This is a genomic window from Caulobacter henricii, from assembly GCF_001414055.1.
Lineage (GTDB): Bacteria > Pseudomonadota > Alphaproteobacteria > Caulobacterales > Caulobacteraceae > Caulobacter > Caulobacter henricii.
This window is the reverse complement of record NZ_CP013002.1, coordinates 2036060-2052813: the sequence shown is the minus strand read 5'-3', so window position 1 is coordinate 2052813 and position 16754 is coordinate 2036060. Positions and strand designations below refer to the sequence as shown.

Annotated in this window: 15 protein-coding genes and 1 tRNA gene; 11 read left to right on the top strand and 5 right to left on the bottom strand. The window is 65.1% G+C overall.

Going from position 1 to position 16754, the window contains the following annotated elements; all coding sequences use genetic code 11:
* Positions 1 to 83 precede the first annotated feature (83 nt).
* Together AQ619_RS09480 and AQ619_RS19060 are read left to right on the top strand one after the other, a co-directional pair.
* Positions 84 to 1229, top strand: coding sequence for an acyl-CoA dehydrogenase family protein (locus tag AQ619_RS09480; protein WP_062146685.1), 1146 nt, complete (start codon positions 84 to 86; stop codon positions 1227 to 1229).
* A 410-nt stretch (positions 1230 to 1639) separates the two neighbouring features.
* Complete coding sequence (locus AQ619_RS19060; RefSeq protein WP_166504333.1) at positions 1640 to 1783, top strand: hypothetical protein; 144 nt, start codon at positions 1640 to 1642, stop codon at positions 1781 to 1783.
* Between the two features lie 40 nt (positions 1784 to 1823).
* On the opposite strand, the gene AQ619_RS09475 is transcribed toward AQ619_RS19060, so the two are convergent.
* Positions 1824 to 2123, bottom strand: a complete 300-nt coding sequence (locus AQ619_RS09475; protein ID WP_062146683.1) for a DUF8200 family protein — start codon at positions 2121 to 2123, stop codon at positions 1824 to 1826.
* A gap of 68 nt (positions 2124 to 2191) precedes the next feature.
* On the bottom strand, positions 2192 to 2800 hold the full coding sequence (locus tag AQ619_RS09470; protein WP_062146681.1) for an LOG family protein: 609 nt from the start codon (positions 2798 to 2800) through the stop codon (positions 2192 to 2194).
* A gap of 93 nt (positions 2801 to 2893) precedes the next feature.
* On the opposite strand from AQ619_RS09470, the gene AQ619_RS09465 reads away from it, so the two are divergent.
* The 3 genes from AQ619_RS09465 (at position 2894) to AQ619_RS09455 (ending at position 6092) form a co-directional block, all read left to right on the top strand.
* The gene (locus AQ619_RS09465) at positions 2894 to 3736 is read left to right on the top strand and encodes a hypothetical protein (RefSeq protein WP_062146679.1); all 843 of its coding nucleotides are present in this window, start codon (positions 2894 to 2896) and stop codon (positions 3734 to 3736) included.
* Positions 3733 to 5592, top strand: coding sequence for an ABCB family ABC transporter ATP-binding protein/permease (locus AQ619_RS09460; RefSeq protein ID WP_062146677.1), 1860 nt, complete (start codon positions 3733 to 3735; stop codon positions 5590 to 5592). The genes AQ619_RS09465 and AQ619_RS09460 overlap by 4 nt, the downstream gene beginning before the upstream one ends.
* A gap of 62 nt (positions 5593 to 5654) precedes the next feature.
* Complete coding sequence (locus AQ619_RS09455; RefSeq protein WP_062146675.1) at positions 5655 to 6092, top strand: VOC family protein; 438 nt, start codon at positions 5655 to 5657, stop codon at positions 6090 to 6092.
* Between the two features lie 6 nt (positions 6093 to 6098).
* Here the strand turns inward: AQ619_RS09455 and AQ619_RS09450 are convergent, their stop codons facing one another.
* Complete coding sequence (locus tag AQ619_RS09450; RefSeq protein WP_062146673.1) at positions 6099 to 6503, bottom strand: hypothetical protein; 405 nt, start codon at positions 6501 to 6503, stop codon at positions 6099 to 6101.
* 190 nt (positions 6504 to 6693) lie between these two features.
* Positions 6694 to 6768: transfer RNA gene (locus AQ619_RS09445), tRNA-Asn, on the bottom strand.
* Positions 6769 to 7061: 293 nt separating this feature from the next.
* Here AQ619_RS09445 and AQ619_RS09440 point away from each other — a divergent pair.
* The 6 genes from AQ619_RS09440 (at position 7062) to AQ619_RS09415 (ending at position 15176) form a co-directional block, all read left to right on the top strand.
* A complete protein-coding gene (locus AQ619_RS09440) occupies positions 7062 to 7634 on the top strand; it encodes a protein-L-isoaspartate O-methyltransferase family protein (protein ID WP_062146670.1) in 573 nt (190 codons plus the stop codon).
* Positions 7635 to 7785: 151 nt separating this feature from the next.
* A complete protein-coding gene (locus AQ619_RS09435; RefSeq protein ID WP_062146668.1) occupies positions 7786 to 9222 on the top strand; it encodes a TolC family outer membrane protein in 1437 nt (478 codons plus the stop codon).
* 128 nt (positions 9223 to 9350) lie between these two features.
* Positions 9351 to 9890: a pole-organizing protein PopZ gene (gene popZ, locus AQ619_RS09430; RefSeq protein WP_062146666.1), complete on the top strand. Its 540-nt coding sequence runs from the start codon at positions 9351 to 9353 to the stop codon at positions 9888 to 9890.
* Between the two features lie 150 nt (positions 9891 to 10040).
* A complete protein-coding gene (locus AQ619_RS09425) occupies positions 10041 to 12761 on the top strand; it encodes a valine--tRNA ligase (protein ID WP_062146665.1) in 2721 nt (906 codons plus the stop codon).
* Between the two features lie 277 nt (positions 12762 to 13038).
* Positions 13039 to 14790, top strand: coding sequence for a class I adenylate-forming enzyme family protein (locus tag AQ619_RS09420; protein WP_062146662.1), 1752 nt, complete (start codon positions 13039 to 13041; stop codon positions 14788 to 14790).
* 20 nt (positions 14791 to 14810) lie between these two features.
* Positions 14811 to 15176: an iron chaperone gene (locus AQ619_RS09415; protein ID WP_062146660.1), complete on the top strand. Its 366-nt coding sequence runs from the start codon at positions 14811 to 14813 to the stop codon at positions 15174 to 15176.
* 22 nt (positions 15177 to 15198) lie between these two features.
* On the opposite strand, the gene AQ619_RS09410 is transcribed toward AQ619_RS09415, so the two are convergent.
* The gene (locus AQ619_RS09410) at positions 15199 to 16683 is read right to left on the bottom strand and encodes an amidase (RefSeq protein ID WP_062146658.1); all 1485 of its coding nucleotides are present in this window, start codon (positions 16681 to 16683) and stop codon (positions 15199 to 15201) included.
* Between the last annotated feature and the right edge of the window lie 71 nt (positions 16684 to 16754).

Sequence of the window (16754 nt, the reverse complement as noted above, 5' to 3'; positions counted from 1 at the left end):
GCCCAATTCACAGACCTTGACGTTCCCGGCCATCGGCCAAGCCTCGGCCGGGATGACAAAACAAAAAGACGGGAAACCCTGGGATGGATTTCAACTTCACCGAAGAGCAGTCGATGGTCCGCGACACGGTCGCGAGCTTCCTGCAGGACAAGTACGATTTCGAAACGCGCCGCAAGATCGTCGCTTCAGACAGCGGCTGGCGGGCTGACTACTGGAAGGCCTTCGCTGAAGAACTGGGCATCCTCGGGGCCTCATTCAGCGAAGACCTCGGCGGCCTCGGCGGCGGGGCGATCGACAACATGATCATCATGGAAGAGTTCGGCAAAGCGCTCGTCATCGAGCCGTATCTGGGCACGGTGGTGATCGGCGGCGGCTTCATGAAGCACTCCGGTTATGCCGGTGCGGCGAGCGTGATCGAAGGCATCATCGGCGGGTCCACGACCATCGCCTTTGCCTATGCCGAGCCCCAGAGCCGCTACACTTGGCGCGACCTGAAGACGACCGCCAAGAAGGACAGCTCGGGCTACATCCTGAACGGCCACAAGGCCGTCGTGGTCGGCGCGCCCTTCGCTTCGCATCTGATCGTCACCGCCCGTACGGGTGGGGCTCAGCGGGACACGGGCGGCGTCTCGGTGTTCCTGGTCGACAAGAGCCTGCCGGGCATCGTCACCCGCGACTATCCGACCGTGGACGGCGGCCGCGCCTCGGAAGTCTATTTTGAGAATGTCTCGATCCCGGCCGACGCCCTGATCGGCGGCGAGGGCGAGGGCCTGCCGCTGGTCGACAAGGTCATCGACGAGGCCACGGCAGCGGTTGGTGCCGAGGCGGTGGGCGTGCTGCGCAAGCTGCATGAAAACACCCTGGATTATGCCAAGCAGCGCAAGCAGTTCGGCACGGCGATCGCCAACTTCCAGGTCCTGCAGCACCGCATGGTCGACATGTTCATCAATGTCGAACAGGCCGTCTCCATGACCTATATGGCCAATATCAAGATCGACGAAGACGCGGCGACCCGCGCCAAGGCGATCTCGTCGATGAAGGTGCAGATCGGCCGGGCCTGCAAGTTTGTCGGCCAGAACGCCATCCAGATCCATGGTGGCATGGGCATGACCGATGAGCTGGCCATTGGCCACTATTTCAAGCGTGCGTCGATCATCGAGGGCCTGTTCGGCTCGGTTGACCACCACCTGAAGCGCTACGAATCCCTGTCCTTCGACGCTGCCGCCTAGGGCAATTGCGTCGTCCGGGCGGATAACGCCCACGGAAGATCAGGACGAACTCGATCAAGCCGCCTGCGTCATGCCGACGCGGGCGGCTTTTTCTTTGATCCATGGAACAAGGGGCAGGTTCCGGCATAGGGATTGGCTTCCAGCTCCGCCAACCGGGCGGCGAGTGGACAACAAGCCAGACGTGCAAGGCGCGAAGCTCGGGATATCTCAATTTCATTCTGTATACGGAGTTAAATCCGGCGCGGTTTAGTGGCGCAAATCAGAATGTTCCGTGCGCGGATATGCTCCGTTTACGGAATAAAAATGATTGCGGAAGGTCGTAATTGACGCATGCTTAACCCTGACGCGCTGACGACTAGGAGGGGTTCACCCCTGTAAGCCGCGCGCGTCTCCTGGTCCAAACGGCCTGTCTGGGAGACGCCGCCATGAATGTATCGAAGATGAACCACGCCATGCTGTCCTTCGCCCTGATGGGCGGAATGCTGGTCGGGTCCAAGCCAAGTCCGACGGCCAAGCCGCCGAAGTCAGATGCACGGCCCACAGGCCGCAAGTAGAAAAATGGGCGATCCGCTGCGAGCGGATCGCCCATTAAGCTTAGGGTTTGGCGGCGGCGTTACAGTCCGTCAGGCCGGCTGCATCCAACTCCTTGCCGCGATAGTTGAACGCCACGATCTCGCCCAGTTCTGCTGCGAGCTTGCGGCAGGTCCGACCGATGGGCATCGACTTCACTTGGCTGGCGGCACAAACGTCGCCGGTGCAGCGCCAGGCTGAACCATCATGAATGAGGCTTTCGACCTTGGCGGGGGCCTTCAGCTTGAGGACCGCGCCTTCTGCGGCCATTGCGCCCGTGGACAGGGCAGATGCCGCGACAAATGCGGCCAAAAACATACGCATGACTATTCCTTTATCCCCACGGCCGACGGGGAGGTCGACCGGGGAGGAAAGTGCGTTGCGTTTTAAAACTAAGTCAAGAGCCGAACGCTTGTTTGCGGTCCGCTTTGATAGAATTCGGCATCCCATGACAAGAGTGCCGCGGTCACGTCCTCGGCCTTGTCCACGGCGCGCCAGGTCTCGGCCAGGGCCGCCGGGGTGAGGCCTTCATTGATCGTGTGTTGCAGAAGGGCAAACAGCGGATCCCAGAACCCGCGCGGGTTGTGGAACACGATGGGCTTCTGATGCAGGTCCAGCCGCCGCCAGGACAGCAGTTCGATGATCTCCTCCAGCGTGCCGATGCCGCCTGGCAGGACGACAAAGGCGTCGGCCTGTTCGAACATCAGCATTTTCCGCTCGTGCATGTTGTCGACCACGATGGTCTCGACGTCGTCGAAGGGCTGCTCCCGGCCGGTCAGGAACTTTGGAATGATCCCCAGCACGCGACCGCCGGCGCTATAGGCTCCCCGTGCCGTTGCGCCCATCAGGCCAACCCCGCCTCCGCCATAGATCAGTTTGAGGCCGGCCCGGGCGAAACTTTCGCCGATCTGACCGGCCGCTGCGATGAAGGCCGGATCGGCGTCATTGGACGATCCGCAATAGACGCAGACGGAGTCCAGGCGCCTAGACTCATCAGCCATCGTCGTTCACTCCAGCAAAAGAAAGGGCGCGCCGTCGCAGCGCGCCGCCTATGTAGAGGCCGGCGCGAATGGGCGCGCCGACATGAGCGCCACATGATCTGGATTCGCACCGCCCCTTTCAAGCTGAAGCTCGCTCCGCAGGCTCTTTATGGAATGCTGGCCCTGGCCACTGCCACACTTGGGGCCTGCGATGGCGGCGGACGGGACGACTGGCGGCCAAAGGTTGCGCCGGCTTCAACCCAGGCTGATGCGGCCGAGGCTGGCTATGTGGCACCACCCCATATCCGCCAGGCCCTGAAGGGGGCGGCAGGTCTCGTGCTGGTGGGGCAGTCCGCGCCCAATGCCAATGTGCGGCTGGGCGCACCGACGGGAGAAGCCCTGGTGGCCCGCGCGGATGCGGTCGGCGGCTGGCGGCTGACCGTGCCGCCAAGCGATCGCGTCCGCCTGTTTGGCCTTTCGATGACCCAGCCTGGCCGCACGGTCCAAGCCGAGGGCTATGTGATGATCACCCCCGACGGGATTGTCGCCCTGTTGCGGGCCGGGTCGGGGGCCTGGCGACTGGCTTCCGGGTCGGCCTCACCCAACATCCTGGCGGTCGATATTGATCCGGACGGTGGAGCCGTGGTCTCGGGCATGGCCGCGCCAGGCGCGGGCCTGGGCGTACGCGTCGACCGGACTCCGCGTGCCGTCGGCGAGGCTGCCGATGATGGGCGGTTCTTTCTGTCTCTGAGCGAAACGCTTGGACCCGGCGGGCACGACATCCAGGTGAGCGGCGAGGGCGGCGAGCAGCGGATCAGGATCAATGTCCTGCCCCCCGCGCCGCTGGCCAACGGTCCCGTGCGCGCCCAGCGCGAAGCCGGTGGCTGGCGGATTGACTGGCTGACTCCCGGTGGCGGCGTCCAGACCACGCTCATCACCTCGGCTGCTACCGAATGAGAGGCTTCGGCTCGGCCCCCTCTGCGCGCCAGGCTGTGACCGGCGCGATCTCACCGCCCGCCGTCCAGATTCGGTTCTGGAGCGCGATGAGCGATCTTTTCCGTCTGGTGCTGCGCTCGAACGCGCCAGGTCTGCGCTGGCGCTTGACCGTAGCCCTTTCCCTGACACTGCTTGGCAAGGCACTCGGCGTCCTGGCCCCTCTGATGCTGGGTGCTGCGGTGAATCGGCTTGCCGCGGGGCAAGGAGTCGCCGCGACCGTGAGCTGGACCTTTGCCGGTCTGGCCGCAGGCTGGGCCCTGGTCCGTTTCATCGCTTCGGCAACCCCACAGGCCCGGGACGCCGTCTTCACGCCTGTGGCCCAGGCCGCCCAGAACCGCGCGGCGGTGGAGACCTTTGCCCACGCCCTGTCGTTGTCGATCGATTTTCACCAGTCGAAGCGGACCGGCACACTGTCGAGGGTGATCGACCGCGGTGCACGGTCGATGGATTTCCTGCTCCGCAGCCTGGTCTTCAATCTCGCGCCGACGGGCATTGAACTCCTGATGGCCGCGGCCGTCCTGGCCAAGGCCTATGACTGGCGATTTGCCGCGATCGCCCTGCTGACGGTCGGGGTCTATGGCTACATCACCTTCGCCATTTCGGACTGGCGCATCGGGCATCGTCGTGCCCTGAACGAGGCCGACGCAGAGGCTGCCGGCCGTGCGGTGGACGCGCTGATCAATTACGAGACGGTCAAGTCCTTCGGGGCCGAGGACCGTGCGGTCGGTGGCTACAAGCGGGCGCTGGACACCTATGGCCGCGCCCAGATCCAGGCGACCAACTCCCTGACCCTCCTCAACATCGTCCAGGCGGCGGTCATGAGCGTCGGTCTCGGGGCCATGGCAGTGCTGGCGGGGGGCGAAGCTGCGGCGGGGCGCATGGGCCCGGGCGATGTCACGGCCGCCGTGCTGATCCTGATCAATCTTTACGCGCCCCTCAACATCCTGGGGTTTGCCTATCGTGAGATCCGGCAGTCCTTCATCGACATGGAGGCCATGCTCGATCTTCGCCGGCAAAGCGCCGATGTCGCGGATGCCCCAGGGGCCACAGACCTTCCGCCCTGCGCCGATGCGCGCGGCGGGGCCGTGGTCTTTGAAGGCGTGTCCTTCCGCCATGGTGCGCGGTCGGAAGGACTTCTGGACGTCAGCTTCTCGATTCCCCCGGGCCAGACCGTGGCGATCGTCGGTCCGTCGGGCGCGGGAAAGACCACCTTGGTGCGCCTGGCCTTGCGGATGATCGACCCGCAGTCTGGCAGGATCACACTCGATGGGTGCGACCTGCGTGATCTCAGGCAGGCATCCTTGCGTCGGGCCGTAGCCCTGGTGCCGCAGGATGTGGCGCTGTTTAACGACACCGTGCTGAGCAATATCGGCTTTGCCCGACCGGAAGCGACCGAGGCCGAAATCTGGGCGGCAGCCGAGGCCGCTGAGCTGGGCGAGTTTATCCGCAATTTGCCCGAAGGCATGGCGACCAAGGTCGGCGAGCGCGGCCTGAAGCTGTCCGGGGGCGAGCGCCAGCGTGTCGGTATAGCCCGGGCGCTCTTGGCCCAGCCGCGCGTGCTGATCCTCGATGAAGCCACCAGTGCGCTCGATAGCCGCACCGAGGCGGCCATTCAGGAGACACTGCGCAAGGCCAGAGCCGGGCGAACCACCCTGGTCGTGGCGCACCGGCTCTCGACCATCGCTGATGCCGACGAGATCGTCGTCCTGCGCCGGGGCCGGATCGTCGAACGCGGTGCCCACAGCGTCCTGCTCGCGGCGGGCGGGGAGTATTCGGCCCTCTGGCGGCGGCAGACCCGGGACAAGCCGGCAGACTGATCGTCCTTCGCTCGCGGGCCGGGAAGGGCTATAGCCGAACGACACAGTCCTGGAGTTTCGCCTTGCGCTATCTGCACACCATGGTCCGGGTCCGCGACCTCGACGCTTCGCTGCGGTTCTATTGCCAGGGCCTGGGCCTGACCGAGATGTATCGTGTCGACAATGAGCAGGGACGGTTCACCCTGGTGTTCCTGGCCGCGCCTGAGGACGTCGAACTGGCCAAGGAGCGCAAGGGCCCCCTGGTCGAGCTCACCTATAACTGGGATGCCGAGGACTATGCCGGCGGTCGCAATTTCGGCCACCTGGCCTACCGCGTCGACAATATCTACGAGACCTGCCAGCGCCTGATGGACATGGGGGTGACGATCAACCGCCCGCCTCGCGACGGGCACATGGCCTTTGTTCGGTCGCCGGACAATATCTCGGTTGAACTGTTGCAGGACGGGAACCTGCCTGCCTCTGAACCCTGGGCCTCCATGCCCAATATCGGGGCCTGGTAGGTACCGTCAGGGGCGGGCCGCGGCCAGTTCTTCCAGTCTGCGACGGGGGTGGTCTGCAATGGCCGCCCAGATCAGTTTTTCGAGGCGCAGGCGATAGGCGGCGTCATAGCCCATGGTGAAGGGCGATCGGGTGCTGCCTGGCGGCTCGGCGATCAAGGCCCGCAGGAATTGCTTGCGGGCCACGATGGCCTCGCGATTGACGGGCGCTTCCTTGCTCTCGGCGGCGACCCACTGGTCGAGTTCGATCGCGGCCTTGACGGCGGTCTGGATCAGCGCCGGCAGGATGGTGAGATCCTGACGGACCTCGACGGTCAGGCCCTGTGGGTTGGCCTTTGGATCCGCAAGTTTGAAATGCAGCAGAGCGACAACGCGTTGCAGGGTCGCAGGCCAATGGTCATCAGCAGTCGTCATGATCGAGCCATAGCGTCGCCAGCAGAGTCGGTGAAGGGCGACTAGCGCCTTTCGCACGGTCAAGGACCAGGCCAAGCCGACGCAAGCTCAGGCTACATTGGCACCTGACGCTCAACATTTCACCGAAATCGCTTTTTTGGGATCAAAGCGCGACCTTCGTCGAAACGAAGGTCGCTGCTCAGGCCGGAGGTGGCTCCGCGGGTAGGATTCGAACCTACGACCAGCCGGTTAACAGCCGGCTGCTCTACCACTGAGCTACCGCGGAACAGGTCGCCTCAGGAAGAGGCCGGGTGATAGCCGCCTCGTTGACTCGGCGCAAGCGCCTTCGAACAAAAAAACAGCCCGGCTTGCGGCCGGGCTGTGGAAAGTCAGTGATGGTGGGGTGTCTTCAATGAAGACAGGCCGAAAATGCGCTTTTATGGTTAATCGGGCCTTAAATTCTGGGCCGACCAAAAGGTCGCGGGCTGTTGCGGCACCCCTAATCAACCCTTCGCATTGCCTTGAGGGGAGGGGCGGACCTATAACCCGCTCGAACGTCAAGTCCGACCGAGGGATTCCATGAGCACCGATTTCGCCGCCGCGCGGCTGAACATGGTGGAAAGCCAGATCCGCACCGCCGACGTCACCGACCTGCCTCTGCAGGATGCTCTGCGCGTGGTGGCCCGCGAGGCTGTGGTTCCTGCCAGCAAGGCCTATCTGGCCTATGCCGACGCCGAGGTCGAATATGCGCCTGGCCGCTGGCTACTGCGCCCGCGCGACGTCGGGAAGCTTCTGCAATATCTCAAGCCGCGCGCCGGCGAGACAGCACTCGCCATCGCAGCCCCCTATGCGGCGGCGGTTCTGGAAGCCATGGGGCTGACGGTGACGCGCCTCGACGGCGAGGATCTCACGAGCCCCGCCGGAGCGGGCTATGACGTGATCATTTCCGAAGGTGCCGTGGGCGCTGCGCCGGTCGCCTGGACCAAGGCCCTGGCAATTGGTGGCCGGCTGGGCGTCGTCGAACGCGCGGGGCCCGTGGGGCGGGCCACCATCTATGTGCGCGCAGAAGACGGTCTCGGTCGCCGAACGGTCTTTGACTCGACGCCGCCGGTCCTTGCGGGCTTCGGCGCAGAGCCGGGTTTCGCCTTCTAGGGCTGTCTGTGACTCAAGGTTTTTCGCTCTCGAAACATCCGCGCAACGCAAGCGTGAAAAAAGCTTAACTGGCGGCCTGTGGCGCTCGGCCCTACACGCGCTCATATAGAAGTGCGGGCGCAAGCCTCGCCGGTCTTGGGGATTGAACTAGATGTCGAATAGCCGTCGGGCCGGATTGTTGGCCGCCGCTTGCAGCTTGGGCCTGATGGCCGGCTTTGGGTCCGCCGTTCAGGCCGAGACCCTGACCGATGCGATTGCCCTGGCCTACCAGACCAACCCCACGCTGCAGCAGCAGCGCGCGTCCCAGCGCGCCACCGATGAGAGTGTTGTCCAGGCCAAGACGGCTTTCCGTCCTTCGGCCAGCCTGTCGGCGGATGTCACTGGGTCTCAACGCGATCCGTTCGGCGGCACGCGCGTCGAGACGTCGGCCAGCGGCGCGACCCTTTCAATCAGCCAGCCACTGTTCACGGGCGGCAAGGCCAGTGCCAATCTGACGGCGGCGGAAGCCGACGTCCTGGCCGCCCGTGAAGGCCTGCGAAATGTCGAACAGAATGTCCTGATCAATGTGATCCAGGCCTATGTCGATGTTCGTCGCGACCAGGAGCGCCTGCGCATCTCCCAGGAGAATGTCGCCGTCCTCGACCGACAACTCGACGAATCCAAGGCCCGCTTCGAGGTCGGGGAAATCACTCGCACCGACGTCGCCCAGTCCCAGGCTCGTCGCGCTGCAGCCCAGGCGGCCCTGAGCTCGGCTCAGGCCCAACTTTCATTCAGCCGCGCGTCGTATGCCGCGATCGTCGGTCAGAATCCTACGGATCTGGTGGCTGAGCCCTCGCTAGCCGGCCTGCTGCCGCCGACTGTCGAACAAGCCTTTGACGCAGCCGAGAACAACAATCCGCAGGTTGCCGCCGCCCGGTTCAATGAGCGCGCCGCCGCGGCCCGCGTCGCCTCGGCCCGCGCTGCGCGCCGCCCGACCGTCTCGGCCCGTGCCTCGCTCGGCTATGACTCCAGTGAAGTAAATGGTCGCGGCGACCAGTTCGCCGACTATGACCGCTCCCTCTCGGGTGCAGTTACGGCTTCGGTTCCGCTGTTTACCGGTGGCCTGATCTCGTCCCAGGTCCGTGCTGCCGTCGAGCGGGAAACCGCAGCCCACAATGCTGTGGAAGGTGCCAAGCGATCGGCCTTGCAGTCGGTGTCCAATGCCTGGAGCAATCTTCTGGCCTCGCGATCGAACCTGGTCTCCAACGAGGAGCAGGTCCGGGCAGCTCGCATCGCCTTTGAAGGCGTGCGCCAGGAGCAGCAGGTGGGCCTCCGCACGACCCTGGATGTCCTGAACGCCCAGCAGGAACTGCGGTCCGCTGAACTGGCCCTGGTTTCGGCCCGTCGTGACGAATACGTCGCCAGCGCTTCGGTCCTGCAGGCGATGGGCGCGCTCGATATCGCCGCGCTTGCTCCCGACGTTGCGCGCTATGATCCCAAGGCCTCCTACAACCGGGTCAATCATGCCCTGGGTTGGGTGCCCTGGGAGCCTGTCGTTCAGGTAATTGACAAAGTGGGTGGGCCCTCCACCAAACCGGCTTCCAAATAGATTTCACCGCGTCGATTTCGCCCACCTGCGATCCTTGCGCTTGCTTAAGGCGCTCAAGTCTGCACCATCGGGTCTAAGCGCCCTTTGGGTGCGCAAGGATTCGTACCTCTTTCCGACGGCCCCCGCACATGTCCGACCAGAGCTCTCAAGAACCGACCATGGAGGAGATCCTCGCCTCCATCCGGCGCATCATCTCCGAAGATGATGCCCCGGCGGAGCCCGAGGCGGCCCCCGCGCCTCCGCCTGCGCCCGAGCCTGTCTATGAAGCTCCGGTTGAGGACGACGTGCTTGAGCTGACGGATCCGATCTCGCCTGAGCCTGAGCCAGAGCCGCTTGAGAGCGTCGGCGATCTTGATGTCTATTCGCCGGCCGCGCCGGAGCCCGAACCGGCTCCTGCCTATACGCCGCCGGCGCCTTCGCCGGCCTTCAATCGCGACGAAGTGGCTGACAACCTGGTGGGTGATCACGCCGCCGGTCTGGCCGCCAGCGCCTTTGGCAGCCTGAGCTCGGCCCTGCTGATGCCCAAGGATGCCCGGACCCTCGAGGATGTGGTGCGCGAACTTCTGCGCCCGCTGCTCAAGGAATGGCTCGACCAGAACCTGCCGCGCATCGTCGAGGCCAAGGTCGAGGAAGAAGTTCACCGCATCGCCCGCGGTCGCGGCGTATAATTTCGGGCCTTGCGCTGGCCTTGGTCAGGCGCGGACCTCGAAACCTGAAGAGGCGGTCGCTGTGGCGGCCGCCTTTTTCCGTTCAAATTCTCTTTGAATCCAGGTCGCCCGGTTTCGCGCGGCGGCCGCAGATGGCATACCCGCACCGCCATGCTTGACAAGACCTTCGATCCCAAAGCCGTTGAACCCCGCCTGTACGCCGCCTGGGAGGCCTCCGGGGCCTTCAAGCCGAGCGAGGACCCGAACGCCGAGCCGTTCGTGATCGTCATCCCTCCGCCGAACGTGACGGGCTCGCTGCACATCGGTCACGCGCTGAACAATACCCTTCAGGACGTGCTGACCCGCTTCCATCGCATGCGCGGCAAGGCCGCCCTGTGGCTGCCGGGCACCGACCACGCGGGTATCGCCACCCAGATGGTCGTCGAACGCCAGCTGGCCGCGGCCGGCAATGTCGGTCGCCGTGACATGGGCCGCGAGGCCTTTGTCGACAAGGTCTGGGAATGGAAGGCCGAAAGCGGCGGGGCCATCACCAACCAGCTGCGCCGCCTGGGGGCCAGCTGCGACTGGTCGCGCGAGCGCTTCACCCTGGACGAGGGCCTGTCGGCCGCGGTCCGCAAGGTGTTCGTCCAGCTCTACAAGCAGGGCCTGCTCTATCGTGACAAGCGTCTGGTCAACTGGGACCCGCAGTTCCAGACCGCCATCTCCGACCTCGAGGTCGAGCAAAAGGAGGTCGACGGGGCCTATTGGCACTTCGCCTATCCCCTCGCCGACGGCATGACCTATCAGCACCCGATCGCCTTCGACGACGAGGGCAAGGCCACCGAGTTTGAGACCCGCGACTATATCGTGGTCGCCACGACCCGCCCGGAGACCATGCTGGGCGACACCGGCGTCGCGGTTCATCCCAGCGATGCGCGCTACAAGGACCTGGTCGGCAAGTTTGTGACCCTGCCGATTGTCGGCCGTCGCATCCCGATCGTCGCCGATGACTATGCCGACCCGACCAAGGGCTCGGGCGCGGTCAAGATCACCCCGGCCCACGACTTCAACGACTTCGGCGTCGGCAAGCGGGCCGGGCTTGAAGTCATCAATATCCTGACCGTCGAGGCCAAGCTCAATGACTCCGTCCCGGCCGACTATGTCGGTCTGGACCGCTTCGCCGCGCGCAAGGCCATCGTCGCCCGCGCCGAGGAAGAGGGCTGGCTCAAGGAGATTGAGAAGACCAAGCACATGGTCCCGCATGGCGACCGTTCAGGTGTGGTCATCGAGCCCTTCCTGACCGACCAGTGGTATGTCGATGCCAAGACCTTGGCCCAGCCGGCCCTTCAGGCCGTCGAGAACGGCGACACGGTTTTCGAGCCCCGGCACTGGGAAAAGACCTATTTCGAATGGCTGCGCAACATCGAGCCCTGGTGCGTCTCGCGTCAGCTCTGGTGGGGTCACCGCATCCCGGCGTGGTTTGGGCCTGACGGCCACATCTTCGTCGAAGAGACCGAGGAAGAAGCGATCGCCGCGGCCACGGCGCACTATGGTTCGCCCACGGAACTCAAGCGCGACGAAGACGTCCTCGACACCTGGTTCTCCTCCGCCCTGTGGCCGTTCTCGACCCTGGGCTGGCCGGAAAAGACCAGCGACGTCGCGCGCTTCTACCCGACCAGCACCCTGGTTACCGGCTTTGACATCATCTTCTTCTGGGTCGCCCGGATGATGATGATGGGCATCCACTTCATGGGTGAAGTGCCGTTCAAGCAGGTGTTCATCAACGCCCTCGTCCGTGACGAGAAGGGTGCCAAGATGAGCAAGTCCAAGGGCAATGTACTGGACCCGCTCGTCCTGATCGACGAGCTGGGCTGCGACGCGGTGCGCTTCACCATGACGGCGATGTCGGGCCAGGCGCGCGACATCAAGCTCAGCAAGCAGCGCATCGAGGGCTATCGCAACTTCGGTACCAAGCTGTGGAACGCCTCGCGCTTTGCCCAGATGAACGAGTGCGTCCGGGTCGAGGGCTTTGATCCCGCCACCGTTCAGCAGCCGATCAACAAGTGGATCCGTGGCGAAACGGTCAAGACCGCCGCCGAGGTCACCCGCACCCTGGAAGCGCCGTCGTTCGATGCGGCGGCCAGCGCGCTCTACAAGTTCATCTGGAACGTCTTCTGCGACTGGTATCTGGAACTGGCTAAGCCGGTCCTGAATGGCGACGATGCTGCCGCCAAGGCCGAGACCCGCGCCACGGCCGCCTGGGCCCTGGATGTGATCCTCAAGCTGTTGCACCCGGTGATGCCGTTCATCACCGAGGAGCTGTGGGAGAAGACCGCCGAATTCGGCGCGCCGCGCAAGGGCATGCTGATCGTCGAGGCGTGGCCCGATCTGCCGGACAGCTGGATCGATGCCGAGGCCGAGGCCGAGATCGGCTGGCTTGTCGACACCGTCAGCGAGATCCGTTCGGTCCGCGCCGAGATGAACGTGCCGCCGGGTGCCAAGCCGCCTCTGACCCTGATCGGTGCCAGCGCCGAGACCAAGGCCCGCCTGGCCCAGCACCGCGACCTGCTGCTGACCCTGGCGCGACTCGACAGCGCCCGCGAGGCCGAGGCCCCGCCGACCGGCGCCGTGCCCTTCGTGCTGGGAGAGGCGACCGGTGCCCTGGCCATCGCCGAGTTCATCGATCTGGCGGCCGAAAAGGCGCGCCTGACCAAGGAAATCGCCGGCCATGTCAGCGAGATCGACAAGACCAACAAGAAGCTGAACAACCCCGACTTCCTGGCCCGCGCCAAGGAAGAGGTGGTCGAGGAAAACCGCGAACGCCTCGCCGATGCGGAAGCCGCCAAGACCAAGCTCGAGGCAGCGCTCAGCCGTCTGGCGTCGGTGGGGTAGGGGGCTCTAGTTCCCCATGTCTACAGGGAATGGGGGTGGCGTCGAGTGGGGCCACCCCGTCCCATCGGCCTGGCAGGCTGCTCGTCTGAGGTGCCGCCACAGGCCTGCGAGCGGAGTGCCCGATGCCGTCGGCATGAGGGCATTCACAAGGGCAGGCCCCATAACTTATCATTGTTCCCTTAGGGTCAAACGGACGTTTGCATCAAGCTCTCGGCTGTGCTTTCTCGCTAGCGAACGCGCTCATTGAATAAGGCGCGACCATACCGGGAGAGTAACGATGACCCAGGCCACCCCCGCTTCCATCCCGTGGCCCGCCATGTCGGTTCAGCAGGCCTATGCCATGATCACCCAGCCGGGGACGGCGGGCGAGATGGAGGAGGTCGAGATCCGCGGCATCAAGACCCGGACCTGGAAGAATGCGCCGCCGACCCTGCGGGATACCCTGGTCCTGGGCCGGGCCCATGGCGAAAAGATCTTCATGGTCCATGAAGACGAGCGGGTCAGCTTTGAGGCCTTCTATCGTGCCGTGACCGTGTTCGCAGCCGAGCTGGCCGCCAAGGGCGTGCAGAAGGGCGATCGCATCGCCATCGTCATGCGCAACCTGCCCGAATGGCCAGTGGCCTTCTATGCCGGCCTGTCCCTGGGGGCGATCGTCACGCCGCTGAACGCCTGGTGGACCGGCGGTGAGCTGGAATACGGTCTGCTGGACTCCGGGGCCAAGACCCTGGTGGTCGATGTCGAGCGCTATGAGCGCCTGGCCGAGCACCTGCACAACTGTCCGGACCTGCAGCGGGTCTATGTCAGCCGCTCGCGGGAAGAGATCGCCCACCCCTATGTCACCCGTCTGGAGACGGTGATCGGCGGTCCCAGCGACTGGGCCGCCCTGGAGGAAAAGCCGCTGTCGACCACGCCTCTGGCGGCCGATGACGATGCGACGATCTTCTATACCTCGGGCACCACGGGCAAGCCCAAGGGCGCGATCGGCACGCACCGCAACGTCAACAGCAATATCTTCGCCGCCGCGGCCGCAGGGGCCCGCAGTTTCCTGCGCCGGGGCGAGGCTCCGCCCGAGCTGGATCCCAATGGTCCCCAGCGCGGCTCGCTGATCTCGGTGCCCTTCTTCCACGCCACCGGCTGTTTTGCGGTGCTGAATCCCTCGCTGTTTGGCGGGGCCAAGCTAGCCATGATCCGCAAATGGGATCCGGACAAGGCGATGCAACTGATCGAGGACGAGCGTCTGACCCAGATCGGCGGGGTTCCGACCATCGCCTGGCAGATTATCGAGCACCCCAATCGCGAGAAGTATGACCTGTCGTCGATCGAGGCCGTGGCCTATGGCGGCGCGCCCTCGGCTACGGAACTGGTGCGCAAGATCAAGGAAGTCTGGCCCAAGGCCTCGCCGGGCAATGGCTGGGGCATGACCGAGACCTCGGCCACGGCCACCAGCAACTCGGCCGAGGACTATGAAAACCGTCCCGACAGCTGCGGCCCGGCCGTGCCGGTCACCGACCTGAAAATCATGTCTGTCGAGGAGCCGCATCGGGAACTGCCGATCGGTGAGGTCGGCGAACTGTGGTGCCGTGGCCCGCAGGTGGTGCGCGGCTACTGGAACAAGCCGGAAGCCACTGCCCAGACCTTCATCGACGGCTGGGTGAAGACCGGCGACCTGGCGCGTCTCGACGCCGAAGGCTTCTGCTTCATCATCGACCGCGCCAAGGACATGCTGATCCGCGGCGGTGAAAACATTTACTGCATCGAGGTCGAGAACTGCCTCTATGACCACCCGGCGGTGATGGATGCAGCCCTGGTCGGCATCGAGCACAAGACCCTGGGCGAAGAGCCTGCAGCAGTCGTGACCCTGAAACCCGGTGCTGTAGCCAGCGAGGCCGAATTGCGGGCCTTTGTCGCCGACCGTCTGGCGGCCTTCAAGGTGCCGGTGAAGGTGGTGTTCTGGCACGAAACCTTGCCGCGCAACGCCAACGGCAAGATCATGAAGAACGAACTCAAGAAGGTGTTTGTCGAGGGCTAGAGCCCTCTTCGGAGGCGGCAATGGTCCAGTCGAAGGCAGCGAGCGTGGATGACTTCCCGGAGGAGGTGGAACCCGATCGCCGCCCGGCACTGGATCGGTTGCGGGCGGTTTGCATTGACGCCTTCGGGGCCGACCATGAGCGCATGGCCTATGGCATGCCGGCCTATGGCGACCCCAAGTCGCCGTGGATCGCCTTCAACAGCCAGAAGCAGTATGTGGCCCTGTATGCGGGGCAGGGGGCAATCGAGCGCTTTGGCGATCGCCTGGTCGGGGCCAGTTGCGGCAAGGGCTGTATCCGCTGGCGCAAGCCGGAGGCGATGGACTTCGCGCTCATCGCCGAGATTGTTCGTTATGTGAAAGCGCACAAGGCGAGCGGGTGCGCGTGACGCCCCCGCTCGCCCTCGTGACCTAAAGCGAGGTCGGCGGCTTGCGGTGAGCCCAGGGCTGGGCCGCCTCCAGCTGATAGGCCAGCTGGAACAGCAGCTTTTCGGCTCCCATGCGCGCGGCGAAGTGCACGCCGACCGGGAGACCTTGCGCCGTCCAGTGCAGGGGCACGCTCATCGCCGCAGCCCCGGCGACATTGTGCACCGGGGTATAACCCACATAGTGCATCAGGCGGGCCTGCAGGGTTTCGAACGGGACCGCACCGCTGACCAAGCCGAGCTCGGCAGGCGGGCTGCCCAGGACAGGCGACAGGATGATGTCGTACTGGGTCAGCCAGGTGTCATAGGCCCTGGCCGTGGCCTGCAGCCGGCCGACGGCGGCTTCGATGTCGCCTGGCTTCAGGCCCGCGACCAGGTCGGCCATGCCCAGGGTGAAGGGCTCGAGCACAGAGCTATCAGCCTTGCGTTTCATGGCCTTGCTGACACCGGCGGCAAGTTCGGCGGCACCGGTGGACCACAGGGCGGTGAAGTCCCGCCCGAACTGGGCGCCGTCCATCGGCCAGTGCGTGGGTTCGACATGGTGGCCGAGGCTGGCCATCAGCTTGGCGGCACCTTCGACGGCGGCAATGACCTCGGCATCGGGCTTCTGGCCGGTCCCGGTCTCGATCAGCAGGCCGACCTTAAGGCGCTTCTTCAGTGGATCGGTGACCACCCCGACCGGTGCGAAGGGCGAACCCGCCGCCGTGCGCTCGCTGGCTGCGAACAGGGCTGCCGAGTCGCGCACGCTGTGGCTGACGCAATGGGCCACGGAGAGATCGACACCGCGGTCGCCCGGCCGGCCCTGGATCATTCGACCGCGCGAGGGCTTGAGGCCAAACAGACCACAGTTGGAGGCCGGAATACGGATTGAGCCGCCGCCATCGCTGGCATGGGCGAAGGGCACGATGCCGGATGCGGTGGCCGCCGCGGCCCCACCGGATGAACCGCCCGAGGAATGGTTCAGGTTCCAGGGATTGCGAGTCGGCAGAAAGCCCACAGGCTCGGTCGTCGGCAGGAAGCCGTACTCCGGCGTGCTCGACTTGCCGATCACCAACAGGCCTGCCCGATCATAGGCGTCAACAAAGGCGGTCTGAGCCTTTTCAGGCCGCGCGCCCATCGAACTGCGCGAGCCATAACGCGTTGGCAGGCCGGTATAGGCGTCCAGGTCCTTGATCAGGAATGGAACGCCGGCGAACGGGCCGGAGAGCTGCCCCCCCTTGGCCTTGTCCATCGCCCGGTCGAAGTCGGAAGTGACAATGGCCCCGACCTTGGGCTGCAGCGCTTCGGCCTTGCGGATGGCCGCCTCGACCACCTCGGCGACGCTGACCTCCTTGCGGCGGATACGGCCGGCGATCTCCGTGGCGTCCGGAGTCCAGGCCGGCTGGCCGGCGGCGCGGGGCTTGGCTTGGACGGACGGAGCGGCGGCGATGGCGGCCGAGGCGGCCAAAAGGCCACGGCGACTGAAGTGCATGGAAGTCCTCCCGGGTGACCGGCGTCTTGGCGCGCCGGTGATCGGCGTTCAGTTGATCCTGAAGCGACCGC

Coding starts and splice junctions, on each gene's coding strand:
- AQ619_RS09475 (WP_062146683.1), bottom strand. CDS start 2,123: ATGCGTATGTTTTTGGCCGCATTTGTCGCGGCATCTGCCCTGTCCACG.
- AQ619_RS09425 (WP_062146665.1), top strand. CDS start 10,041: ATGCTTGACAAGACCTTCGATCCCAAAGCCGTTGAACCCCGCCTGTAC.
- AQ619_RS09470 (WP_062146681.1), bottom strand. CDS start 2,800: ATGGCTGATGAGTCTAGGCGCCTGGACTCCGTCTGCGTCTATTGCGGA.
- popZ (WP_062146666.1), top strand. CDS start 9,351: ATGTCCGACCAGAGCTCTCAAGAACCGACCATGGAGGAGATCCTCGCC.
- AQ619_RS09440 (WP_062146670.1), top strand. CDS start 7,062: ATGAGCACCGATTTCGCCGCCGCGCGGCTGAACATGGTGGAAAGCCAG.
- AQ619_RS09465 (WP_062146679.1), top strand. CDS start 2,894: ATGATCTGGATTCGCACCGCCCCTTTCAAGCTGAAGCTCGCTCCGCAG.
- AQ619_RS09480 (WP_062146685.1), top strand. CDS start 84: ATGGATTTCAACTTCACCGAAGAGCAGTCGATGGTCCGCGACACGGTC.
- AQ619_RS09435 (WP_062146668.1), top strand. CDS start 7,786: ATGTCGAATAGCCGTCGGGCCGGATTGTTGGCCGCCGCTTGCAGCTTG.
- AQ619_RS09415 (WP_062146660.1), top strand. CDS start 14,811: ATGGTCCAGTCGAAGGCAGCGAGCGTGGATGACTTCCCGGAGGAGGTG.
- AQ619_RS09450 (WP_062146673.1), bottom strand. CDS start 6,503: ATGACGACTGCTGATGACCATTGGCCTGCGACCCTGCAACGCGTTGTC.
- AQ619_RS09420 (WP_062146662.1), top strand. CDS start 13,039: ATGACCCAGGCCACCCCCGCTTCCATCCCGTGGCCCGCCATGTCGGTT.
- AQ619_RS09410 (WP_062146658.1), bottom strand. CDS start 16,683: ATGCACTTCAGTCGCCGTGGCCTTTTGGCCGCCTCGGCCGCCATCGCC.
- AQ619_RS09460 (WP_062146677.1), top strand. CDS start 3,733: ATGAGAGGCTTCGGCTCGGCCCCCTCTGCGCGCCAGGCTGTGACCGGC.